The organism is Halolamina sp. (assembly GCF_036626355.1).
GTDB lineage: Archaea > Halobacteriota > Halobacteria > Halobacteriales > Haloferacaceae > Halolamina.
This window is the reverse complement of record NZ_JAZKRY010000048.1, coordinates 1-22,736: the sequence shown is the minus strand read 5'-3', so window position 1 is coordinate 22,736 and position 22,736 is coordinate 1. Positions and strand designations below refer to the sequence as shown.

The window sequence follows — 22,736 nt, the reverse complement described above, 5'->3', positions numbered from 1 at the left end:
CCGGCCAGCCCGGCGAGATGGACGGGCTCGAGGCGACACGCGACGCGTTCGACGCTGTCGGTGCGCGCGACGCACGAATCGAGACCTTCGACCTGCAGGGCTGGGTTCGCGGCGAGAGCAGCATCGAAACCCCAGAGACCGTCGAGGAGTCTATCGCGCTCCCGCGCAGCCCCGCAGGCGAGGTGACTGCGGAACTGGTCGACCTCGGCGCCGCCGTCCCGGCGGACTTCGAGGAGACAGACGTGGAAGGGAAGATCGTCGTCGCCTCCTCGATGGTGCCGGACTACTTCGACCGCTACATCCACCGAACGGAGAAGTACCAGTACGCCGTCGAGGGGGGCGCCGTCGCGTTCGTCTACGCAAACCACGTCCCCGGACAGCTTCCGCCGACAGGGAGCGTCGGTGGCAGCGAAGGCGAGCCAATCGGCGACATTCCCGCCGTCGGCGTCTCCTCGGAGACCGGCTCGCGGCTCGGCCGGCGCTTCGACGGCGAGGAGGTGACGGTCACCATCGACTGCGAGACGCCCGACGCCGAATCAGGCAACGCCGTCGCGGAACTCGGCCCAGACACCGAGGACGTCGTTATCCTCTCCAGCCACGTCGACGCCCACGACATCGCGGAAGGCGCCCGGGACAACGGCGCCGGCACCGCCACCATCGTGGAGGTCGCCCGCGCGCTCGCTCAGCGCGAGGACGAACTCGATACCCGAGTGAAATGCATCGCATACGGCGCCGAGGAGGTCGGCCTCATCGGGTCGAGTGTCGAGGCCGAAAACCTCGACCACGAGGCGGTGAAAGCGATCGTCAACGTCGACTCGAACATGAGCGGGCGCACGCTCGAACTCACCACTCACCGGTTCGACGAGCTGGAGGACGCCGCTGGGCGCGTGTCCGAGCGCTTCGACCATCCCATCGACACGGTGCCACGGATGGTCCCCCACTCGGACCACTGGCCGTTCGTTCGCTGGGGCGTGCCCGGCTACATGGTCTCCAGTAGCTCCGAGGGCCGCGGCCGCGGCTGGGGCCACACCTCCGCCGACACGCTCGAGAAACTAGAACCGCGGACGCTCCGGGAGCAGGCGATCCTGCTGACGGAACTCGTCGTCGACGTCGCCGGCGAGGACGTGTCGATCGACCACGAAGACGCTGAGACGATGGCCGGCTACCTGAAGGCGGAGGACCAGGCCGAGGGGATGAAGAAAACCGGCGGCTGGCCGTACGACTTCGAGTAACTCCGGACCGCCGGGGTTTTAGCCGGTCCCGCCCGACGGCGCAGATATGACTGAGGCGAGCCCGATACGCCGGGTCGCGGTACGGGGGGCCGACGCGGACGCGCTCGCGGGAACCGGGGTAGCAGTCGTGGATCTCGCCGCCGCCGACGCCGTCCTCGCTGTAGGAGAGGAAGCGCTCGAAGCCGCGGCGCTCTCGGGCCCGTCGGTGCCGCTGCTCCCGGTCGAAATCGCGGGCAGCTTCCACGGTATCGAGCGGGGGCAGATCTCCGACGCCGCAACAGCGCTGCAAGCGGGCAACTACCGTCTCGTCACCCATCCAGTGCTGGATATCGGGGTTGGCGGCGAACGCGTCGGCCGCGCGGTGTTCGACACTGCGCTGGTGACGACCGAGCCCGCGCGCATCTCCGAATACTCGCTGTCGACCGATGGACAAGAGCTACTGGAAGTGCGGGCGGACGGAATCGTCGTCGCGACGTCCTTCGGTTCGAGGGGTTACAACAGCGCCGCAGGCGGCCCGCTGCTGGCTCCGGGCGCTGGGCTCTCTGTCGTCCCGATCGCGCCGTTCACCACCAGAGCCGACAACTGGGTCGTTCCCGGGCCACTGGAGGTAGCGGTCGAGCGCAACGAGGGCACGGTCTCGCTTTTTGCCGACGAGGAAGACCTGGGCGAAATCGACCCCCACGAGCCAGTTCGGGTGAGCGTCGGCGGCGAGTTCGACTGCGTGTCCCCGGTGTTCGACTGAGTGGCCGCAGGCGAATTGGAAAAGCACTAAAGCATCTTGGCCTGATGTAGGAGTATGACCCCATTGGAGTTCGTCGTCCCCCTCGGGGCGCTTGAGTCAGTCGCCGGGGTTCTTCCCTACGCCATCCTGGCGCTCCTCCTGGCGACCTTCGTTACACGGCACCAAGCACACGACAGGCACAAACGCGCCGCACACGAGGGTGCGGAGGCGCTCGAACGCTACACGCCTCACGTCGCCATCTCGGTGCTGCTGGTGTTCGTCTGTTTCCTCTACATGGTCGTCCATCCCCACGGCGGGATGGTGCTCTCCATCCTCGTCCTCGGGATGGTCGTCTCGGACTTCTTCGAGTTCGAGGCCCGCCAGGTCGAGGCGCGTAACGACATGGCGCTCGAACTGCCGAAATCAGCCATCATCGCCTCGTTCGTCGCCCTCCTCTACGCCCTCTACCAGAGCCTGTTCTGGGTCATCAAAGGGCCGTGGGAGGCGGTCGTCTGACCGACCGGCCGCTGTTCCGGGAGTGTTTTTCCCACACGAGGTAGCTCTGTTCGACCGCTCCGATAGCGCCGCGTCGTTCGCACCGTAAGGGCAGAGACCATTTCTCACCAGCAGCCGCTGACCGGAGCCACATCTCCCCGTTACAGTGGTCGACGATTTCCCACGAACCCGACGGAGCCAGCTATTTACCGCGGTCGAGGGTTCCGATCGTTCTCCCCTGTCGGTCGAATCACGTGATCCGAGCCGCAGCTGGCTGCCGACGAAGATAGAGGATCGCGACCAGCCCAACGAGGGGGCCGATCGCCAGCGTCGGGAACGCCCACCCGTACCCACCGAGGTCGAGCACCGCGCCGAATGCGACCGGTGATCCGATCGTCACCGCGAAGCCCAGGAACGATTGCAGTGCGAGGGCGGTCCCGACGCTCGTTTCCTCGACCAGTTCAGTTATCGTCGTCGATGCAGGTGAGCTGTCCGCTGTCAGAGTGATCCCGTAGATGAGCACGATGACTGTCAACCAGGACAGCGGAAGCCACCGGAGAGCTCCCAGGCTCAGGCTTATCGCCCCACTCGCGAGGAAGACCAGCGTGATGGTCCAGAGACGGCCGATTCGGTCCGAGAGCCACCCGGATGCGACGTTTGCCACGCTGCCGAGGGCAACGGTGATACCGGTGAGTGTTCCTGCGATGACTGTCGGGTTCCCGGTCCCGATCAGGGCCGGAGCGGCCACCAGGAACGCCAGAATCCAGTTGCGTGCCCCGAACAGCTCCCAGTTGTGGCCGGCGTAAATTCCGACAGCGGCGAGATACGATCGGTCCCGCAACAGCGAGAAATCGAAGCCAGCAGCCTCGGCAGTCGCGTCAGGGTGGGGCCGGGTCAACAGCAGGATCAACGGCCCGGCGAGTACCGCGCCGACGCTCGTCGCCCCGATGGCTATCCGCCACCCGAACGACGACGCGACGATCGACGCGAGAAAGTAGGACATCCCAGAACTCAACGAGAACGTCCCGACGTAGATGCCGAACGCCCCACCCCGGTCGTCGGCTTCGTACCAATCTGTGAGCAGTCGCATCCCCGGGACGTAGACGCCGGTGATCGCGGCGCCGGCGAGCAGCCGAAACACCGCCGCCGTCTGGAACCCGTCTGTGAGGGCGGCGAAGCCGACGGTCGCCAGCCCGGTGCCGGTCGTTCCGGCAGCCACGATCACCCGTGCGTCGTAGCGGTCGGCAAGAACACCAGCGGGCAGGATCGCGATCACGTAGCCGAGCTGGAACGCCGCGAAGACGACGCCGGACTGGAAGCCCGAGAACCCGAAGTCGTCGGCGACGATCGGCAACAGTGCCGAGTAGTTGTACCAGACTAGTCCGGCCAGAAAGAGTACAGCGCTCGTAACGGCCAACACCCGGGCCCGCTCACGCATGCACCCCCGCATCCTCCGGGTGTCTTCAAATAGGCGATGGGTACAGGAAACGATTGCTTCGAACGGGCGTAACCCGGTCGGGGTTCCGAGACCGCCGGTCGCTTCGCTACCGAAGGTAGCGACCGAAAGAACGAACGGAGTTACTCCTCGTCGGCAACCAGCGCGCCGCGGGCCCGCCGACCGGCCGGGATGATGACCCAGAAGACGAACGCGCCGACGAGCGCGGTCCAGAGCATCAGGTCGGCGAGGAAGATTCCCATCGAATCGAACACCGTGTTCGGCTCGGGGGGTGCCTCGATGAGCTGTCTGGTGCTTTCGAAGCTCGACGTGCGGTACCAGCCGGCGAAGACGATCCAGAGCAGACCGGCGCCGCTCAGGAGCCCGAACCCCTTCATGAACTCGTCAGCCATTATCTGTACTCCGCCGCGATACCCCTTCAGCGTTTCCCATTCATCGCGGGATGGACGATGTGAAAGTCAGCCCGCATCCATCTCCGAGGCCGCGGTTAGTCCACACCATCACCGTCGCCCATCTCCGAGGCCGCGGTTAGTCCACACCATCACCGTCGCCCATCTCCGAGGCCGCGGTTAGTCCACACCATCACCGTCGCCCATCTCTGGCGCCTTGAATCGAGTCCCCATAACGTAGACGACGGCGCCGCCGGCGATACACAGGAGGCCGGCGACCGCAAACAGTGCAGAGAGCACGCTCTCGGGCGGGGTAAGCGAAAGGACGGACAGAAGGGAGATGACGGCGCGGCGAAGGAGACCAGTACCGATTGTCGCCGCATCGAGCAGCAGGAAGCCGACGACGACGGCGACGATGGCGATAAGCGTCGAGAAAACGGTGACTGTTTTGTAGAGCCTGAGCGGGACTTCGACCTCGCGTCGGCCCGACGGCGACTCGTCGTCGACGCCGTCCGAACTGCCAGTGTCGTCGCGGGCGGCGTCGTCAGTCACGCTACTTGGGGGGCCGCATCCGGTAGTAACGGCGGTTGAGGTCGTACATATACCCTTCGCGCATCGTCTTCAGCACCGCGTAGGTGATACAGCCGACGACCAGCGGCACGAGGAACGTCAGGTCGAACAGCAGGTGGACGTTCATCGGCAGCAGGTTCTTGACCGAGAGCAGGGAGATGGTCAGCGCGAAAGTGACGCCGCCCATCCCGATCGCTGCCCAGAACGGCTGCTCGACCGGTCGTCGAGCGTTCCCCTTGTTGAGGAACGGGACGACGGCGATAGCGCTGACGACAACGACGTTCGCGAGCACGCCGAACGTTCGGTCGGCCATCAGCTTCTGGCCGTTGAGTAGCGCGAGCGCCGGGTTGAGGTCGTTCAGTTTCAGCAGCCCGAACGACCAGTAGAGGTACCAGTCGGGGAGGATGATCGCCGGCGTCGAACCGGGGTTGGCCGGGTTGCCGATGTGTGGCGGCATCGTCGCCGACAGGAACAGGATGAGCCCGACGAAGAAGCTCGTCAGCGCGAGGTTCCGGATGAGCTCGTGTGGCCAGGTCGGGAACGCGAGCACGTCCCGCTCGACGTAGGTGGACTGCTGGCGCAGGTCCTGGTCCTCACGGCGCGACCGCTCGAAATACTCGTAGGTGAGACGGGGGAGCCCCGCCCGGCGGCTCTTGCGCTCGCTCCAGGTCGGCGTTTCGCCATCCGGGGGAACGATGCCCGTGCCGCTGCCGTCTGTGCGTGCGTCGTCGGTGGGTTCGTCGGTCATTGGATTAGTGTGGTTCCGCGATTCCCTGCATCCAGACGATACCGATGTGGATAGCGATGAGGCTCGTCACAACGAACGGGAGCAGGAACACGTGGAGGATGTACATCCGCTGGAGCGTCGCCTGGCTCAGTGAGAATCCGCCGAACAGGAGCTGGGCGATCCACTCGCCGATTATGGGGATCGAGAGGCTCATCTCGACGCCGATCTGGCCGGCCCAGAAGGCGAGCTGGTCCCACGGGAGTAGGTAGCCCGTGTAGCCGAACACCATCGTCAGGCTGATGAGGATGATACCGAGAATCCAGTTGAGTTCGCGTGGTTCCTTGTACGCCCCCGTGAAGTAGACACGGAGCATGTGGAGGAACACCGCGGCGGTCATCACCTGCGCCGACCAGCGGTGGATCGAACGCAGCATAAACCCGAACTGGAGATCCTGCATGATGAACGCGATGCTGTTGTAGGCGACGGTCGGGTCACCTGGCCCCGCACCGGCTGACGCGGGGGAGTAGTAGAACCCCAACAGCGCGCCCGAGATCGCCGCAACCACGTACGCGATGGTCGAGAACGAGCCCAGCGCGTAGAGCGGGTACCAGTACCAGAACTTGTTGTCCAGGTTGTACTGCTCCGTGTGGCTCTTGGGCATCTGCATGTTCACCCGGTAGTAGAGCGATTCGAGTAGCTCGAGATAGTCGACGATCCGGAACCGCTTGTCGAGCCAGACGAGGGTGAACAGATACCCCTTCTCGATAGGGGAGAGCTGTTTCTCCTGCATCCAGCCCAGATGGTCGTGTTCGTCTTTCTTTTTCAGGCTCATTGGTTATCGTTTGTAGTACGGGTAGATGGCGCGTTTGACCTGCTCCCAGGCGTTGGTGCCGTCTACTTGTACGCCGTCGACTTCGTCTTCTTGCACGTAGAGGTCCTCATACTTCCGTCGGCGCTTTTTCACCACCATCACGTCCGGGAGGAACTCCTTGCGGTAGAGCAGCAGGATGAACGACAGATCGATGAACACTGCAGCGAGCAAGCCACCGAGGAACATGTTTCCGACCGGGTCGATCGCCCAGCCCGAGACCAGTCCCCACGCGAACATGAAGACGAAGACGACCTCGATCAGCGTCAGCAGGACGATTCCGATAGCCGCCGCGGTGCTCTCGCGTGCCGGTTCGTAGCGATGGATATCGCCGTACGTGGAGCCTGACGTGGACATTACTCACCACCCCCGGTGTTGCCGGTGTTGGGTGATTCACCGTATTTGAGCGCGTAGAACGTGAACAGGAGGCTCACGAACAGCATCAGGATCGTCGCCGTGCCGACCCAGTGGGCCTGAATGGGAACGCCGAGGTCGTGGAGCTCCTGCTCACCGCCGCCGCCGGCCTGGCTGAGCTGCTCGACGACTTCGATACTGGCGACCATTCCCGCAGCTTTGTGCGGCTGGCAGAAATAGTCGTAGGTGCCCAGCGTCTCGAACGTGTGGCTGTACTCGTAACCCGTGTCGTAGGTCACGTCGGGGGCACCCTCGGTGCCGCTCCAGTCGGCATCCTCGGGCTGGTTTTCGACGACGACGTTGTGGTTGTCGGACTCCCAGACGAAGTTCACCGTCGTTCCGGGAGTGATTTCGAGCGTCTCGGGGTCGTAGACGAGGCTCCCGCCGGGGCCGACGATAACCGTCTCGGTCGGCCCGCCACCTCCGCTTCCCCCGCCCCCCCCGCCGCCCGCAGTGTCAGTTCCGGTCCCGGTTCCGGTGCCGCCCGGCGTGTCGGTGGCCGTGCCGGTTTCCTGTGCCCCGGCTGCGACCCCCGAGCCGAGTGCGACGGCCGTACCGGAACCGCCGGTTGCTCGGAGAAAATCCCGCCTCTTCATACGTGTAAACACAGGGACGGCCGTCGCTTAAACCCACCGTTCTCCGTGGGATGGACCGGCCCGGAGCCGCCCGCATCCGTGGGGTTAGACGGGTCACGCGACAGCTCACTCAGCGGCCGCTCGTCCCCGTCTCCTCCTCCCCGCTGGGCGGCGTCGCCGCCGTTTCGCCACCCGCCTCGGAGAGCGTCGGAACGAACTCAGGGCGTTCACCCGCCTCTTCGACGGCCCGAAGCCGGTTACGGTACTCCTCCGCGCGGAATCGGTCCGAGAGACGGGCGTTAGCGACGACCAGCAGGAGGAACGCGCCGATAACCAGGAACCCGAGCCCGGCGACGGGGGCGACGACATCACCGGCTGGACTGTTGGGCTGGAGGTCATAGAGGAGCCACGCCACCAGCAGCCCGATGCCCGCGAGCATCTGTGTCACCGCGATGATTTGTAGCATCGTGTTGCCCAGTTCGCCGGTTCCGGACTCGACGTCCTCGGGGTCGGGCAGGTCGGGGTTCGCCGGCGGCTCCGGCGGGTCGTAGTCCTCCATCGAGCAGAGCGCGACGGTCGGCTCCACGTCCCGGAGCACCGTCCCCTGGCCCTCGACGCTGCCGTCGGCATTGACAATCGCGTACCCTTCGTCGGAGTAGGCCAGCAGCCGGTCGCCTTCCTCACCGGGGTGGCGCTCAAGCCGGGCGAACACCTCTCGCGTGGCGATGCGGGTACCGAGGTCCTTTTCGATTCGGTCGATAAGCTCGTTTCCCGTGATCCAGGTGTCGGCGTCGAACGCGACCTCCCATTCCTCGCGCTCCATCTCGGCCATATCTGCCCGGCCGAACTCGTCGAAATCGTACTTCGCTTCGACCTGCTCTCGAAGCTCTTCGAGTTCTGCCTCGGTCCGTTGGGCCTCGACTGATTCGTCGATGGGCTCGGAGCTGTCCTCGCCCGTCGCCGACGCCCCACTGTCGCTCGCCGGGGTGTCGGCAGTCTGCCGCTCGGACTGCGCCGGCTCGTCTCCGCTGTCAGGGGCATCGGCCATCAACGGATGTATGGCAGGGGCGCCGTTAAGCGCTTCGCGAACGGCCCGCCCGGCATGCCGAAGTCGCGCCATTTACCACTGCAAGCCCCATACCTGTAGAGGATGGAATGGGAGACGGTTCTCGCCACCCTCGCCGCCCTCGCCGTGAGTGCAAGCCTCCCGTTTTACCTCTACGGCGCGTGGTACGCCATCGAGACGGAGGTGATGACGTGGGACCGGCTCCTCCACCACCTGAAGTTCGTCGTCACCGGGCTGGTGCTGACCACCGTGCCAGTCGTGTTCTGGATGGTACCGCGGCTCACCCAGCAGTTCTCCGGGCTCGCGGTGCTACACGCGCTCCTGGGGCTACAGGCGTACGCACTCCTGTTGTTTGCCCTCACCGGCATCGTCCGCATCTTCCAGGCCAAGCGCCAGGCGGAGCTCTACCACAACCCGGACCCGGAGGCCGACATCGACGAACTGCACGAGCATATGAGCTCGTGGCGGAGCCGGCTCCGTGTCGGCGTGTTCGGCTACACGCTCCTCTGGATCCTCGCGTATCTCGTTGGCCTCTACCGGTATCTGCTGAAGTACGTTCTCTGAGCAAGAACCACCTATCGACTCGCCGATAGCGCTCCCGGGGGTTACCAGGGCTCGCCGCTGGCGAGATCGATCTCGCTATCGCCTTTCTCGGAGGGACAGATGTCGGCGAGCACGCAGTCCCCACAGTCCGGATTCCGGGCGGTACAGACCGCACGCCCGTGATCGATGAACAGGTGAGTGAACTGCTGCCAGTGGCTCTGCGGGACGATCCCGAGCAGGTCCTGTTCGATGGCGTCCGGCCGCTTCTCCTCGGTGAGCCCGAGTCGGCGGCTGAGTCGCTGAACGTGGGTGTCGACGACGATACCCTCGACGACGTCGTGGGCGTGCTGCAGCACCACGTTCGCGGTTTTCCGCCCGACTCCGGAGAGGTCAGTGAGTTCGTCCATCGTTGCAGGCACCTCGCCGTCGTGTTTCTCGACGATGTCCTGGCAGGCCGAGACGAGATAGCCCGCCTTCTGGTTGTGGTAGGTGATGGAGTAGAGCTCCTCGGCGAGCTCCTCCTCGTCGGCCGCGGCGAAATCCTCCGCAGTTTCGTACGTCTCGTACAGCTCCGAGGTGACCTCGTTGACCCGCTCGTCAGTACACTGCGCCGAGAGGATAACCGAGACGAGGAGCTGAAGCCTGGACTCGAACTGGAGCGAGATGGTCGAGTCCGGGTACGCTTCTTCGAGCCTGTCGGCGATTTCGACCGCCTGCTCACTCCGTGAGTCGGGTGGGTCACCCATGCCTGGCTGTACCGGTGGGGATCGGTTGAACCGTTCGGTCCCGGCCCACGCTGCGGGAGGCTACCCGGCCGGTAAAGCGCGCTTAACCCATCCCCGTCCCGCGGCTGAACTCGTAGGCGTACACCCAGTTGAGCATGAGGTAGGTGACGACGCCGAGGGAGAGCGAGAGAATCCACGCGCCCGCGGCGACACGGCCGACGGTGCGGTGGGGCGTCTCCTCGCGGAGTTCCCGTGGCGTGTGCGTGAGTCCAAGCGTGAGGGCGTAGAGCACGACCGGGACCGAGACGACCGAGAGGAGGATATGAATCGCGAGCATCGCCAGGTAGGCGTAGTAGACCAGCTCCGGTGCGCCGACCATCTCCTTGGTCCCGCCGCCACCGATCTTCATGAGGTAGAGGACCAGAAAGACCAGGATGAGTCCGAATGCGCTCGTCATCGCCTTCCGGTGGCGCTGAACCTCGCCCTCACGGATCCATTTCCAGCCGAGCACGAGCAGCACGGTTGCGGTGGTGTTGATCGCGGCGATGGCGTGGGAGAACAGCTCCACCTGCGCCTGCGAGAGCGTCGGGAACGCCGCCGCGGGGACGACCCCCGCGAACGTCCCGAGGACGAGCGCGTAGCCGACGACCGAGAGCAGCACCACAGTCGCCCGCGGGTACGACCGTGCGCGAGAGCGGAGGCGTGGTAACATAGCCGAAGTTGTGGCCTGAAGCGACAAGGTGGTTCCGGGTTCGACCGAGTCGGGGGAGGCCGTTCCCGGTGAGCGGACGACGAGGTCTCGCTCGAACACGTTCGCAGATCACTCGACTCTGCCGACGCGGTAGCGCTCGTGGCGATGGCCCATCGGGACGATCGAGGCCACCTGGCGGTCCGCTGCCGACTGACTGGTACCGATGTGCGAGGATTTATGTCCGACGACGTCGCAGTTCAAGCCACGGGTGATGGCGACGCACCCGTCTTCGACCAGTCGGACGGACTCCGGCCACGGTGGGGTGGCCCCCACACTACGGCCGGGCCTGGCGCCACCGCCTCGACTGGTCATCACTGCTGCGCGGTCACGGACAGGCCGCGCGGCGTTCCAACGCTCGTGAGCGGCAGGCTTCTTCAGTACTCAGCCGCATCTCTCAGCCATGAACCCGGAGCGAGCGGCTGCGGCCGTCGACGATGCGGTTGCGAGGCTCCGTCAGCAGTTCGGGTCGTTCCCGCTCGACTGAGCAATCGACCACCGAACCGGTGGTTAGATGATCTGGGTCGCTTCGGCCACCTCGTAGGCGGCGTCTTCGGTGATGCCGTCGCCGAGGATGGTGTAGCGGTCGCGGATGGTGTGGGCCGTCGTGAGCGCCTCGATGAGCTCCGCCTCCGAGATGCCGAGGTCTTCGGCAGTCGTCGGCGCGTCGAGGCTCGCAAGCGCGTTCCGGATATCCAGCCACATCCCCTCGGGGCCGTCCTGGAGATACGCGGTCATGATGGCGCCGACGCCGACCTGGTGGCCGTGGAGTGCGCGGCCGGGGGCGATGCGGTCGAGCTGGTGGGAGAACAGATGCTCGGCGCCAGACGCCGGGCGGGATGAGCCCGCGATGGACATCGCGACGCCCGAGGAGACGAGTGCCTTCACCACGATCCACGCTGACTCCTCCAGCCCCGGCCGAATGAGTTCGGCGTTGTCGACCAGCATCTCGGCGGTCATCTTGGCGAGTGCACCGCCGTACTCGGAGTAATGGACGTTTTTCAGCCGGTTCGCCAGCTGCCAGTCGGCGACCGCGGTGTAGTTCGAGATGATGTCCGCACAGCCGGCGGTGGTGAGCTCCCAGGGCGCGTTGGCGAGCACCGCGGTGTCCGCGACGACGGCCAGCGGCGGCTCCGCGGCGACGGAATGGCGGGTGTCGCCTTCCGGAATCGAGCCCCGCCCGGAGACGATGCCGTCGTGGCTGGCGGCGGTGGGAACCGAGACGAAGCCGATGCCGAGTTCGTCACTCGCCATTTTCGCCGTGTCGATCGGCTTCCCGCCGCCCAGGCCGACGAGATAGCCGGCCTCCATCTCCTCGGCGGCGTCGATGACTTTCTGGACCGCCGCGAAGCCGGCCTCGGCGACAATGACTGTTTGAGGCTCTGGAAGCTGTGCCCGCACGTCGTCGCCAACCAGTTCGTTGGGCGAGGGGCTCGTGATGACGAGCGGGTTTCCAGAGAGAGAGAGTTCCTCGACGGCGTCACCCAGGTCCTCGAGGACGCCGTGGCCGACCAGCACGTTCCGGGGGAGTCGAATCCACGTCGATTTATCGAACATGCCTGCAGCGTCGAACCCGTCCCCTAAAGGCGTTCGTGAGTTCGCACGGGTTAGGCGACCATCCCCCACGCTTCGGAGAGGAAGACAACTCCGAACCCGCCGAGCACGAGCGCGCTCGCTGCGGCGACGACGGGGGCGAACGTCTCCACGCGTCGGCCTGCGGTGACCAGCGCGGCGGGGAAACAGAGGAGCCAGAGCGCGATGCCGCCGAAGAAGCCCATCACGAGCATCGCGCTCCCGGTCTCGACGACGAGCATCCCGGTCAGTGCGTCGCCGACGTATGGCGTCATCGCCAGCACGTCGAGGCTGCCGGGGTCGAGCAGGCCGACACCGGCAGTGAGCCAGAACAGGATCTGGTACGGGTTCGTGAGCGCCAGCACGAACGCACGGCGGAACCCGGTGGCCCTGTGGCCCACGGGGTCGGTTGCCGTCCCTGTCTCGGCGTCGTCAGACTGCGTCTGACTGGCAGCCGAGCTTCGCTCGTCAACGTCGACGGAGACCGGCGCGAACGAGGATCGCGCGCCGATCGCAGCGCCGTAGGCGAAATACAGCATCAACAGCCCGCCGACGCCGAACAGCACGGCCTGCACGGTCGGATACCGTTGGACAAAGCCGACGACGCCCGCCGCCGCGAGCAGGAAGAAGGCGAAATCCGCGAGACCCGCACCGAGCCCGGCTTTGAATCCCGCGAGCCAGCCTCGAAGCACACTTTCCTCGGCGATAACCGCGTTCATCGGGCCGGGCGGGGCCGCGAGGGCGAGGCCGAACACCGCACCGGCGGCGAGCGTGGGGAGCGTCTCGAACACGTCTGTACATACGGAAGAATTGCGAAAAGTCGAACGGTTTACTCGGTGGGGTGTCTCCAGCGCCGCAGGAGCCCACCGATGCCGAGCACCAGTAGCGTGCCGAGCACGCCGAGCAGGAAGCTCTCGGGCACCAGCCCGAGCACGACCAGCCCAAACGCGAGGAAGACGGTGGAGGCACCGAGTTCGATGTACTTCGTCGGCACGGCTTGCTCGACGCGCTCGCCGATGACGGCGTCGACACCCGTCCGAAGCCCAAGCGCGCCGATGACGCCGAGGAACACCGATATCGGCGCGTCGGGGAACGTCGCCGCGAGGTTGATCGTCAGGAGCTGGGTCTTGTCGCCGAACTCGGCGAAGAGGACGAACAGGAACGCTGTCAGCGTGCCGCCGTGGGTGCCGAGTCGCATGAACACCCGATCGGGGAGGAGCCAGCCCGAGACCCCGACGCCGAGATCACTCCGCAGGAACGGCGAGCTCACGACGCCCACCTCGGCGCGGAAGGCCGCGACCGCGCTGGAGAGCGTCCAGAGCCCGAAGAGGATGAACAGCCCGCCGGTAATGAGCGTGACAACGTCGTCGGGGAGGACGGTAACGACGTACTGCCCGAGAATCACCTCGACGCCCGACCAGAGCGTGAACGCCCCCATTGCGCCCAGGAACACTTTTTTCGTGTCGTATCTGGACGCGAGAGTGACGACAACCAGTTGGCCTTTATCACCGAACGTGGCGAGCAGGTTCGCGAGGAAGGCGGCGATCAGCGGGCCGTGGCCCGAGTAGCGCTGGACGACGATGTCGAGACCGGACTGTAACGGAACCGCTCTGACGGCGGGCTCAGCAACGGCGACCCCCACGGTTCAGGCGACCTCCTCCACGGCGTTCTGGACCCTGATCGCGTCGGCAAGCTCTTCGGGGAGACTCTGTTCGCTCCCGTCCTCGACGACTCGGACTGTCACCATGCCAAAGGGCGCGATATCGACGAGCTCCAGCTCCCTCCCCGGCGTGATGCCCGCCTCGGAAAGATAGTCGAGTTCCGCCTGGTTCTCGTGAGGGACCCGCGAGACGATGACGTGGTCGCCAACAGAGAAATCCGAGAGCCGGGCCGCGCCGGTCTCCTCCACCGGGTCGAGGCTCTCGGTCGGAATCGGATCGCCGTGCGGGTCGACCGTTGGATCTTCGAGCAGCCCGGCCATCCGGCGCTCGAGCTCCTCACTGATGTGGTGTTCGAGTGTGTCGGCTTCCTCGTGGACGTCGACCCAGTCGTAGTCCAGATGCTCGGCGAGATACGCCTCGACGATCCGGTGATGTCGAACCACCTCGAGTGCCACGGTCCGACCCTCCTCGGTGAGTTCGACGCCGCGGTATTTCTCCCGCTCGATCAGTCCGCGGTCGGCCAGCTTCTCCATCATGCTGGTCACCGTCGGCGGCGTCTTCTCGAGGTAGTCGGCGACCGCCGAGGTGGCGACTGGCGGCCCCTCCTCGCTCTGGAGGACGTAGATAGCTTTCAGATAATCCTCCATCGCGTCACTCAGCATACCTCTGCTAACGCGTTCCGTCGCAAAAAGGTGGCGCGCTTCGGGACGGAACCGCGCACAGTTAAGCCGTCGGCGCGTCTACATCAGTTCGAATGAAACTTCGACGTGCCCTGAGCTACGCTGGTCTCGGGATCGGCGTGACTGCGGTGGCAAACGCGGTTCTTCGAGAGGAAAGCGATGAGCTCCCTCCGGCGCTCGACGGCATGCAGCGCACCTACCGCTGGCGCGGGATGAACGTCGCGTACACGGAGGCCGGCGACACCAGTGACCCGGACCTGGTTCTGCTGCACGGCATCAACGCCGCAGGCTCCTCCGGCGAGTGGCGGGCGGTGTTCGACCGGCTGAGCGAGGAGTATCACGTTATCGCCCCGGACCTCCCGGGGTTCGGCCGCTCGGACCGGCCGGCGGTGCGCTACTCGGCGGCGTTCTACGAGGAGTTCGTCGGGGATTTCCTCGCGGAGTTCAGCGAAGCCGGTGGCGACCACCAGACAGGCGAAGCGCCGACAGTCATCGCCTCCTCGCTCAGCGCCGCCTACGCCGTACACGCCGCCCAGTCGGTGGCCGTGAACCGGTTCTACCTCGTCTGCCCGACAACCACTGCGGGCCCGGGCGGCCAGAAAGAGTGGGTGCGGGAGCTCCTCCGCCTGCCACTCGCGGGCGAGGCGCTGTTCAACCTCATCGTCTCCAAACCCGCAATCGAGTACTTCAACGCGGACCATGGCTACGCCAACCCCAGCGGCGCCGACGAGGAGTGGGAGGAGTACGAGTGGGAGACCGCCCACCAGCAGAACGCCCGGTTCGCGCCGGCCTCGTTCGTCGCGGGGTACCTCGATAGCACCATCGATCTTGGACCGACGCTCGCGGAGTTCGACGTCCCAACCACGCTGATCTGGGGGCGTGAAACTGCGCTCACCCCCGTTTCGGACGGGCGTGCACTGGCGAAGGCCGCCGGTGCTGAACTGCTCGTCTTCGACCGCGCGAAGCTCCTCCCACACGTCGAGCGCGCTGACGCCTTCCTCGACTACGTGCTCGAGGGCGAACTCCCGGGCGATTTCTCGGCCGTCAAGGAGTACGACCCTGAGGCGGAGACTGGTGAGGACGAGACAGCGGAATCGACCGGAGCCGACGACAGAAGCGAGGAGGAAGGCGAAACAGGAGAGCCCCAGGCGGAAACAGAAGACGCGGACGACGCGTAGCTACCCGACCGCTGCCGTCCTATGTGGGCCGGAACACCAGTACCTCGTCACCAGTAGTCTCGCTCGCGCCCACGCTCGGTTCGACGTCATCGCCGACCTCGACAGTCTTGGGCGCCGCATCGACGACGATACCTGTGAGCCGAACGGGCCCGAAGTCGACGACCACCGTCGTGTAGGGTGCGTCGTCCACGAACGCCGGCGTCGGCACGTGGACGGTTGTAACCGCGTCCACAGTCCCCGTGGACGGGAGCGACGCCTCACTCAGTTCAGTGCTCGCACACTCCGGGCAGACCCGGCGTGGCGGGAGCGAGCCGTGGCCGTGCTCGCACTCCAGGTAGTAGCTGTCCTCGGTAACCAGCGCGCGCAGCCACTCGTCGAACCCAGCATCGACGCGGTCGTCGGTCATTCTGCCACCTCCAGTACGTGGACCACTGCGGACCCGACCGTCCCACCCGCGTTGTGGGTGACGCCGACGTCGGCGTCGGCCACCGCGTCGCTGTTGGGGTGGTCACCCCGGAGCAGTCTGGTCATCTCCGCGATCTGTGAGCCGCCGGTGGCGCCGACCGGGTGGCCCTTCGCCTTCAGGCCGCCCGAGAGGTTGACCGGTATCTCCCCGTCGGCCGTCGTCTCGCCGCGGCGTGCGGCGCTGAGCCCCTCACCCTGCTCGTAGAGGCCGAGGGATTCGATGGCCAGCACCTCCGCGATGGTGAAGCAGTCGTGGACCTCCGCCACGTCGATATCGGCGGGGTCGATGCCCGCGTTCGCGTACGCCATCGCGGCTGCGTCGTCGGCTGCCGGCGTCGATGAGAGGCTGGCGCGGTCCTGCAACGCCATCCGGTCGGTGCCCTGGCCGCTGCCGACGACGGCGACACCGGCGTCGAGACCGTTCGCTTCGGCGTACTCCTCGCTGACGAACACGACTGCCGAGGCCCCGTCAGTGATGGGACAACAGTCGAACAGACCGAGTGGTTCGGCGACGGGCGGCGCGTCGAGCGCCTGCTCGACGGTGAGTTTGCGCTGGTACTGGGCGTACTCGTTGGGGATGGCGTGGTCGTGGTTCTTCGACGCGATGTGTGCGAGGTCAGTGTTGAGGTCGTCCTCGGCGATGTCGAAGCGGTCGGCGTACGCCGTCGCCATCAGCGCGTAGGCGCCGGGGAACGTCACACCGGCGCGGATTTCGAACAGTTCGTCGGCGGCGATGGCCAGCGCGCGGGTCGCCCCGTCCGTACCGAGATGGGTCATCCGCTCCATCCCGCCGGCAAGCACGACGTCCGCCTCGCCCGAGCGAACCGTTCGGACCGCTTCTCGGACCGCGACGCCTGCGGAGGCACAGGCCTCCTCGTAGCGGGTTGCCGGACAGGAGAGGCCCGCGGCTTCAGCCAGCAGCGGTCCCTGATGGCTCTGGCCCTCTGCGAGGGAGCCGACGAAGTTGCCGACGTTGAGCTCCTCGATGTCCGCTGGCGGGACGCCGGCATCCTGTCGCGCCGAGAGCACTGCCTCGGCGAAGAGGTCACGGCCTGTTCGTTCGGGGTGCGAACCGAAGTGGGTCAGCCCCACACCGGCGACGCGTACGTCAGTCATGGCGTGATGTTGAGGGCGGTTCGGCTAAAGGCCTGCCGGAGTCCGGAGCATCTCACACCAGCGCGGGGGCCGGCTACACGCCACCCTGTGCGACCAGTTCCGGCAGGCCCTTGCCACCCCCCATCCAAGTCGAGGTATGTTCAGCGACGCGTTCGTCGGCCTCGCCTGCACCGACTGCGACGCCTCTGTCGACGCGGAGGAGCTCACAGACGCCGAACTCGCTGCCCCGGGCGCCTGCCCGAACTGTGGCGCGCCACGCTCGCCCGAGTACGACCTCGGCAGCGTCGACGTCGCCGCCGTCCGCGACGGCAGAACTCACTGGGATCGCGACGCAGTGCTCCCGTTCACGGCCGAGTCGGCGCGCTCTGCTGCAGAGGGCGGAACCCCGAGCGTCGACGCACCGCGACTCGCCGACGAACTGGGTCTCGCCGGGCTGACGCTCAAAGACGAGGCGCGCAACCCGACTGGCACGGTGCTCGACCGGGGGCTCTCGGCCGCCGTCACCGCCGCAGACCACGCAGATGCGGAGCTGATCGCCTGCGCCTCCCCGGGCAACGCCGGCCAGTCCATGGCCGCCTACGCCGGACAGGTTGACCTCCGCTCGTACGCGTTCGTCCCCTCGCGCGCGCCGTTCTCGAATAAGGCGCTCGTCAACGTCCACGGCGGCGAGATGAAGGTCTGTCCGGGCCGCCTCGGCGATGCCGTCGAGGCGCTTTCGACGGAGCTCCAGAGCGACTACCTCGATCTGGGTCCGTTCGCGACACCCTACCGCCACGACGGCCTGAAAACGCTCGCCTACGAGCTCCTGGCTGATCGAGACTGGGAGACGCCTGACGCCGTCGTTCTCCCAGCGAGCACTGGTGAACTCGTCGTCGGCGTGGTTACGGGGCTGCGGGAATGCCGAGCGCTGGGGCTCGTCGACGAGCTTCCGGCCGTCTACGCGGTCCAGCCCGAGGGCTGTGCACCCATCGCGGCAGCGTGGGACGCCGGCCGAGAGGAGACCGAGGAGTGGGCGACTCCCGACACCATCGTCGGCGAACTGGAAGTGCCGGACCCGCCAGGTGGCGCGCTCGCGCTCGCAGCGCTCCGTGAGACCGGCGGCGCCGCGCTGACCGTCGGTGACGACGACGCGCTGGAGAGCGCGGTCGCAATCGCCTCCACCGAGACGGTCGAGGTTGGGTTGGCCGGCGGCGTCGCAGCTGCAGGGCTCTGGGCCCTCGTGGCGGACGGCACGCTCGGAGAGACAGACGAAGCGGTGCTCGTCAACACGGAGAGCGCGTCGAAAACCCCGGACGTGCTGCGGAGTCACCTGATGAGTCAAGGTATCTGAGACGGCACGGTGAACTGGACCGCGCCAGCCGGCCGCTCAGTCGGGGTGACCGAGGTCCCAGGGGTTGGTCACGGGGACAGTCGCGACGCCCTCCTCCTTGGCGACGGCGTGGAAGTCGAACTTTCCGTTGTTCTGCTGGAGTTGAACCTCGAGCGCGCGGGCGTCGACGGTGAACGCCTCGTCGATGGCCGCATGCGTCGGCGGTTCGCGGACAACGAGTTCGTCCGTCTCGATCGTCATCGCTACGGAGTGGACGGGAGTCGGGAAGGAACCGATGGCCGAACTGAGGGCCGACTGACACCCGGCCGGGAACCGACGGACAGCCCACCGGGCACGACTGCCGGAACCTGCTACCGGCTTCCGCGGGGCTTTCCTATCGGCAGCCAAAGCGGAGCTATGGCACAGAGCGCGCTCGTCATCGGCGGCACCCGCTTCATCGGCCGGCACACGGTCGAAGAACTACTCGAAAACGGCTATCACGTCACTATCTTCAACCGCGGCAACCACGAGAACCCCTTCGCCGACCGCGACGGCGTCGCCCATATCGAGGGGGACCGTCGCGAGGACACTGATCTCCGGGCCGCTGCACTGTCGGCTCGGCCGGACATCGTCATCGACTGCGTCGCCTACTACCCGGAGGACGTCGAGGTCGCCGTCGACCTCTTCGCGGACGTCGACGGCTACGTTTACATCTCCTCCGGCGACGCCTACGGCGCGGAGGAGATACCCAAGCTGGAAGACCGCACGGCGATGCGGTCGTGCACCGAGGAGCAGGCCGTCGACGAGTCGGGCGAGACCTACGGCCCACGGAAGGCCGAGGGTGACCGTATCGTCCAGCAGGCCGGCGACGAAGGCGTCAACGCGATGTCAGTGCGACCCTGTATCGTCTACGGGCCTTACGACTACACCGAGCGGATGGACTACTGGCTCGACCGTGTCGACACCTCCGATCGCGTGGTGGTGCCGGGCGACGGCCAGAACCTCTGGCACCGCGCGTATGTCAAAAACGTCGCGAGCGCGCTCCGGGTCGTCGCCGAGGAGGGTGAGCCGGGCGAGTTCTACAACGTCGGCGACCGGCGCGCGGTCACTCTCGAAGAGATGCTCGAACTGGTTGCTGACGCGATGGATACCGACATCGACGTCGTCCCCGCTGCGGAGAACGAACTCGCCGCGGCCGGCCTGGAACCGGACGACTTCGTTCTCTACCGGGAGTACCCGCACCTACTGGACACCTGTAAACTCGCGTCGCTCGGCTGGGAGCCGACAGCGCCCGAGGAGGCGATGGCCCGCACCGTCGAGGAACACCGCTTCTCGGATCGAGACGGCAGCGAGTACGACCCCGGCCGCGAGAACGAAGAGGCGGTGCTGGACGTGCTTGATACGCTCTAAGCAGGGGCTCCGGAACGCTCCGTCGAAGTCGATGGGCCGAGCACTGGGAACCGTGACGGAGCGACGTCAGAACTCCACGGTTCGCTCGTCCTCGTCGATGCCGGAGACCTCCTCTTCCAGCCACTCCCGGAACCATTTAACGCGCTTCAGTCGCTGGTGGGCGATTGATTCGGCGATATCGCTCTCGACGCGATCTGCGTGTTCGCGCCCGCGTTCGAGCACACGGTCGACCATCTCCGGCGCCTCCATATGGCTCCGCGCCTCGTACCCCATGCGGAGCAGCATCAGCACGGTGCCGTTGGCGCCGACCTTGTCAAGTACGTCGCCTTCGATGAGACACCGCGTCTCGAGGGAGACGTCCGAGAGCGGCCCCTGGTAGGAGTGAGCCTCGACGACCCCACACACTTCGGTAACGAAGGAGTCGGGGTAGTCGGCGCGCGTGGTGAGGTACTCGCGAGCGACGCGAGCGCCCGCCGCAGCGTGGACGTCCTGTTTGGCCTCCAGTTTCGCCACGTCGTGGAAAACTGCGGCGACCCGGACCACCGGGACGTTCGCCCCGACTTCCGCGGCGATTCGGCCGGCGATGTCGACGACGTTGCGGATGTGATTGAACCGGTACTCCGCGGAGTGCCACGGGTACCAGCGCATCCGGCCGCCGTCCGTCTCCCCCTCGACGCTGGCGGCGAGGTAGTCGTGGACGAAATCCTCCATATCGGCGAACTCCTCGGCGGAGACGGGCGACCCCCTTATTTCGACTCCCACAGCCCCCCTCCGGTCGTAATCGTAGCACGTTCGTGTTTCATTACGTGAAGCGACGCTCGTTTCGCTCTTAGGCGTTACGGGACCGGGAAAGCAGCGTCACAGCAGCTGGTGGGGCGGAACCGTCCGTCGATTCGCCCCCGTTCTGAGGGTCTCCCTATCTTTCGCAGGCACTCTCTGGGAACCCCGCCGCCGACAGAACCGTTAGGTGCGTCCCACTCCTCCAACGGAATATGACCGAGCAGGCCTATCTGGAGGACTCGACGGTCCGGGAGTTCGAAGCGACCGTCCAGCGAACCGTGAGCGACGACCGTGTCGTGCTCGACCGTACCCATTTCTATCCCGAGGGCGGCGGCCAACCCAACGACACTGGAACGCTGACTACCGATGACAGGGCCTGGACCGTCGTCGACGTCCAGAAACACGACGGCATTCACCAGTATCTCGAACCCGCAGAGGGAACTGATGCCGACGTCCCCACCGCCGGGTCAACTGTGACGGGGAGACTCGACTGGGAGCGCCGGTACAGCCACATGCGCTACCACACCGCCCAGCATCTCCTGTCAGCGCTCCTCCTGAACCAGTACGACGCCGAGACCACCGGCAATCAGGTGCGCGCGGACCGTGCCAGCCTGGACTGCGCCTACGAGCGGTTCCACAGCGACGAACTCGAGCATATCGAGACCCGACTCAACGAACTCGTCGACGAGGCCCGACCCGTCGACTGGTACGTGCTCGAGCGCGAGGAAGCTGAGGAGACGCTCGACCCCGAGCGCACGCGCCTCTCGCTGCTGCCGGACTCGATTACGGAGATCCGTATCGTCGAAATCGGCGGCGATGACGAGGCGGACGACCCGTACGACCGAACCGCCTGCGCGGGCACTCATGTGGCGAACACCGAGGAGATCGGCGAGCTAACGATTACTGGTCGCGAGACGAAAGGGAGCGAACAGGAACGGATCAGGTTCGAACTCGAATGAACGTCAGACAGGTCATTCCGAAGGATGCCATCCCGAGCGTGGAGAACCCGACGTTCGTCGATGACCACTCACCCCCCGACGACGACGTCGTCGGGATCCAACTCGGTGGCGAGGCCCGGGCCTACCCGATTCGGTATCTGAACTACCACGAAATCGCCAACGACAGCCTCGGCGGGGTCCCCATCGCCGTGACGTGGTGCCCGCTCTGTGGGAGCGCCGTCGTCTACGACCGTCGGCCGCCCGCGGAGAGCCTCCCCGAGGGCGCCGACGACCCCGGCACGCTGGAGTTCGGGGTGAGTGGCAAACTGGCGGACGACGACCTGGTGATGTACGACCGCGAAACGGGCTCAGAGTGGAAACAATCACTCGGCGAGGCTATCGCCGGGCAGCTCGAGGGCGCGAGCCTGCGCGTGCTGCCGGCGACGACGACCACCTGGGACCAGTTCCGCAAATCCCACGACGACGCCGTCATCATGGCCGAACCCGGCGGGAAGAGCGAAGCGGCGAGTGAGTCCGATTCGCCGGCCGAAATCGAGTACCAGGACGACCCCTATCGCGAGTATGTCGAGGGCGACGGGTTCGGACTCGGCGCCCACCGCGGCGAGGGTGCTGGTCGGGAGTGGGAGCGCGAGGATATCGCCGCGAAGGAACCGGTTCTCGGACTCGTCCTCGGCGGCGAAGCTCTCGGCGTTCCGCGCACGCGAATCGAGGACGCAGGCGGCGTCGTCACCGCAATAGTCGGCGGCGAATCGGTCGTCGTGTTCGCGACGGCGGACGGCCTTCACGCCTATCGTGACCCGGGCTACGACTGGACGTCGACACGCGGGGGGGTTCGTGCTGATGGGGTGATGTGGGACCCGACCACCGGAGCGCCGTTGGACAACCCTGCGACCCACGTCGCCGCCAACCGGGAGTCACTGGAACGACTGCCCGCACAGCGACTGTTCGCGTTCGCCTGGTACGACGACCACGGCGACGCCTTCTTTGAGTCGGGGTAGCGGTTCCTCGCCCTCGAGACCGGTTCCGTCGACAACTGGTTGGAGGACATCGGTATCTATCGGGTGCTGCGTCACCTGG

General features: G+C 66.1%; 27 protein-coding genes. 9 read left to right on the top strand and 18 right to left on the bottom strand.

The window, feature by feature from the left end:
- The 3 genes from V5A38_RS09135 to V5A38_RS09125 all read left to right on the top strand — a co-directional run.
- Positions 1–1,232: M28 family metallopeptidase (locus V5A38_RS09135; RefSeq protein WP_332325452.1), on the top strand; the 1,232-nt coding region annotated here is incomplete at its 5' end.
- A 46-nt stretch (positions 1,233–1,278) separates the two neighbouring features.
- Complete coding sequence (locus V5A38_RS09130; protein WP_332325451.1) at positions 1,279–1,974, top strand: hypothetical protein; 696 nt, start codon at positions 1,279–1,281, stop codon at positions 1,972–1,974.
- 54 nt (positions 1,975–2,028) lie between these two features.
- The gene (locus V5A38_RS09125) at positions 2,029–2,469 is read left to right on the top strand and encodes a hypothetical protein (RefSeq protein WP_332325450.1); all 441 of its coding nucleotides are present in this window, start codon (positions 2,029–2,031) and stop codon (positions 2,467–2,469) included.
- Positions 2,470–2,698: 229 nt separating this feature from the next.
- Here the strand turns inward: V5A38_RS09125 and V5A38_RS09120 are convergent, their stop codons facing one another.
- From V5A38_RS09120 to V5A38_RS09085, 8 genes are all read right to left on the bottom strand, one after another.
- Positions 2,699–3,886 (bottom strand): MFS transporter, encoded by a 1,188-nt coding sequence (locus tag V5A38_RS09120; RefSeq protein ID WP_332325449.1) that lies wholly within the window; start codon positions 3,884–3,886, stop codon positions 2,699–2,701.
- A gap of 140 nt (positions 3,887–4,026) precedes the next feature.
- Positions 4,027–4,296 carry a hypothetical protein gene (locus V5A38_RS09115; protein WP_332325448.1) on the bottom strand — a complete coding sequence of 90 codons (270 nt, stop codon included), beginning with the start codon at positions 4,294–4,296 and terminating at the stop codon, positions 4,027–4,029.
- A gap of 177 nt (positions 4,297–4,473) precedes the next feature.
- Positions 4,474–4,845, bottom strand: a complete 372-nt coding sequence (locus tag V5A38_RS09110) for a hypothetical protein (protein WP_332325447.1) — start codon at positions 4,843–4,845, stop codon at positions 4,474–4,476.
- Between the two features lies 1 nt (position 4,846).
- Positions 4,847–5,611 carry a cytochrome bc complex cytochrome b subunit gene (locus tag V5A38_RS09105; protein ID WP_332325446.1) on the bottom strand — a complete coding sequence of 255 codons (765 nt, stop codon included), beginning with the start codon at positions 5,609–5,611 and terminating at the stop codon, positions 4,847–4,849.
- Between the two features lie 4 nt (positions 5,612–5,615).
- Positions 5,616–6,422 (bottom strand): cytochrome bc complex cytochrome b subunit, encoded by an 807-nt coding sequence (locus V5A38_RS09100; protein WP_332325445.1) that lies wholly within the window; start codon positions 6,420–6,422, stop codon positions 5,616–5,618.
- A gap of 3 nt (positions 6,423–6,425) precedes the next feature.
- A complete protein-coding gene (locus tag V5A38_RS09095; protein WP_332325444.1) occupies positions 6,426–6,815 on the bottom strand; it encodes a hypothetical protein in 390 nt (129 codons plus the stop codon).
- Entirely contained in the window at positions 6,815–7,468 is a 654-nt protein-coding gene (locus V5A38_RS09090) for a plastocyanin/azurin family copper-binding protein (RefSeq protein ID WP_332325443.1), read from the bottom strand. Before V5A38_RS09090 ends, V5A38_RS09095 begins: the two co-directional genes overlap by 1 nt.
- Positions 7,469–7,577: 109 nt before the next feature.
- The gene (locus tag V5A38_RS09085; RefSeq protein ID WP_332325442.1) at positions 7,578–8,495 is read right to left on the bottom strand and encodes a hypothetical protein; all 918 of its coding nucleotides are present in this window, start codon (positions 8,493–8,495) and stop codon (positions 7,578–7,580) included.
- Between the two features lie 102 nt (positions 8,496–8,597).
- Between V5A38_RS09085 and V5A38_RS09080 the strand changes: the two genes are divergently transcribed.
- Positions 8,598–9,077 (top strand): hypothetical protein, encoded by a 480-nt coding sequence (locus V5A38_RS09080; RefSeq protein ID WP_332325441.1) that lies wholly within the window; start codon positions 8,598–8,600, stop codon positions 9,075–9,077.
- Between the two features lie 41 nt (positions 9,078–9,118).
- Here V5A38_RS09080 and nth read toward each other — a convergent pair whose 3' ends face one another.
- The 6 genes from nth to V5A38_RS09050 all read right to left on the bottom strand — a co-directional run bounded on the left by nth (position 9,119) and on the right by V5A38_RS09050 (position 14,424).
- Positions 9,119–9,802: an endonuclease III gene (gene nth, locus V5A38_RS09075; RefSeq protein WP_332325440.1), complete on the bottom strand. Its 684-nt coding sequence runs from the start codon at positions 9,800–9,802 to the stop codon at positions 9,119–9,121.
- Positions 9,803–9,884: 82 nt separating this feature from the next.
- Positions 9,885–10,493 (bottom strand): DUF420 domain-containing protein, encoded by a 609-nt coding sequence (locus V5A38_RS09070; RefSeq protein ID WP_332325439.1) that lies wholly within the window; start codon positions 10,491–10,493, stop codon positions 9,885–9,887.
- A gap of 546 nt (positions 10,494–11,039) precedes the next feature.
- Positions 11,040–12,086 (bottom strand): NAD(P)-dependent glycerol-1-phosphate dehydrogenase, encoded by a 1,047-nt coding sequence (locus V5A38_RS09065; RefSeq protein WP_332325438.1) that lies wholly within the window; start codon positions 12,084–12,086, stop codon positions 11,040–11,042.
- Positions 12,087–12,136: 50 nt separating this feature from the next.
- Positions 12,137–12,892, bottom strand: coding sequence for a LysE family transporter (locus V5A38_RS09060; RefSeq protein ID WP_332325437.1), 756 nt, complete (start codon positions 12,890–12,892; stop codon positions 12,137–12,139).
- A 38-nt stretch (positions 12,893–12,930) separates the two neighbouring features.
- On the bottom strand, positions 12,931–13,743 hold the full coding sequence (locus V5A38_RS09055; protein ID WP_332325436.1) for a TMEM165/GDT1 family protein: 813 nt from the start codon (positions 13,741–13,743) through the stop codon (positions 12,931–12,933).
- Between the two features lie 3 nt (positions 13,744–13,746).
- Positions 13,747–14,424 carry a metal-dependent transcriptional regulator gene (locus tag V5A38_RS09050; RefSeq protein ID WP_332325435.1) on the bottom strand — a complete coding sequence of 226 codons (678 nt, stop codon included), beginning with the start codon at positions 14,422–14,424 and terminating at the stop codon, positions 13,747–13,749.
- 92 nt (positions 14,425–14,516) lie between these two features.
- Between V5A38_RS09050 and V5A38_RS09045 the strand changes: the two genes are divergently transcribed.
- A complete protein-coding gene (locus tag V5A38_RS09045; RefSeq protein WP_332325434.1) occupies positions 14,517–15,620 on the top strand; it encodes an alpha/beta hydrolase in 1,104 nt (367 codons plus the stop codon).
- A 19-nt stretch (positions 15,621–15,639) separates the two neighbouring features.
- Here V5A38_RS09045 and V5A38_RS09040 read toward each other — a convergent pair whose 3' ends face one another.
- Both V5A38_RS09040 and V5A38_RS09035 read right to left on the bottom strand, forming a co-directional pair.
- The gene (locus tag V5A38_RS09040) at positions 15,640–16,026 is read right to left on the bottom strand and encodes an OB-fold domain-containing protein (RefSeq protein ID WP_332325433.1); all 387 of its coding nucleotides are present in this window, start codon (positions 16,024–16,026) and stop codon (positions 15,640–15,642) included.
- A complete protein-coding gene (locus V5A38_RS09035; protein WP_332325432.1) occupies positions 16,023–17,201 on the bottom strand; it encodes a thiolase domain-containing protein in 1,179 nt (392 codons plus the stop codon). Before V5A38_RS09035 ends, V5A38_RS09040 begins: the two co-directional genes overlap by 4 nt.
- Before the next feature lie 136 nt (positions 17,202–17,337).
- Between V5A38_RS09035 and V5A38_RS09030 the strand changes: the two genes are divergently transcribed.
- Positions 17,338–18,531 (top strand): pyridoxal-phosphate dependent enzyme, encoded by a 1,194-nt coding sequence (locus tag V5A38_RS09030; protein ID WP_332325431.1) that lies wholly within the window; start codon positions 17,338–17,340, stop codon positions 18,529–18,531.
- Between the two features lie 36 nt (positions 18,532–18,567).
- On the opposite strand, the gene V5A38_RS09025 is transcribed toward V5A38_RS09030, so the two are convergent.
- A complete protein-coding gene (locus V5A38_RS09025; RefSeq protein WP_332325430.1) occupies positions 18,568–18,771 on the bottom strand; it encodes a hypothetical protein in 204 nt (67 codons plus the stop codon).
- Between the two features lie 156 nt (positions 18,772–18,927).
- Between V5A38_RS09025 and V5A38_RS09020 the strand changes: the two genes are divergently transcribed.
- Positions 18,928–19,920 carry an NAD-dependent epimerase/dehydratase family protein gene (locus tag V5A38_RS09020; protein ID WP_332325429.1) on the top strand — a complete coding sequence of 331 codons (993 nt, stop codon included), beginning with the start codon at positions 18,928–18,930 and terminating at the stop codon, positions 19,918–19,920.
- A gap of 66 nt (positions 19,921–19,986) precedes the next feature.
- Here the strand turns inward: V5A38_RS09020 and V5A38_RS09015 are convergent, their stop codons facing one another.
- Positions 19,987–20,682, bottom strand: a complete 696-nt coding sequence (locus tag V5A38_RS09015; RefSeq protein WP_332325428.1) for an HD domain-containing protein — start codon at positions 20,680–20,682, stop codon at positions 19,987–19,989.
- 230 nt (positions 20,683–20,912) lie between these two features.
- Here V5A38_RS09015 and V5A38_RS09010 point away from each other — a divergent pair, with 230 nt between their 5' ends.
- Together V5A38_RS09010 and V5A38_RS09005 are read left to right on the top strand one after the other, a co-directional pair.
- Positions 20,913–21,659: an alanyl-tRNA editing protein gene (locus tag V5A38_RS09010; protein WP_332325427.1), complete on the top strand. Its 747-nt coding sequence runs from the start codon at positions 20,913–20,915 to the stop codon at positions 21,657–21,659.
- Positions 21,656–22,657 (top strand): DUF3179 domain-containing protein, encoded by a 1,002-nt coding sequence (locus tag V5A38_RS09005; RefSeq protein ID WP_332325426.1) that lies wholly within the window; start codon positions 21,656–21,658, stop codon positions 22,655–22,657. Before V5A38_RS09010 ends, V5A38_RS09005 begins: the two co-directional genes overlap by 4 nt.
- Positions 22,658–22,736 lie beyond the last annotated feature (79 nt).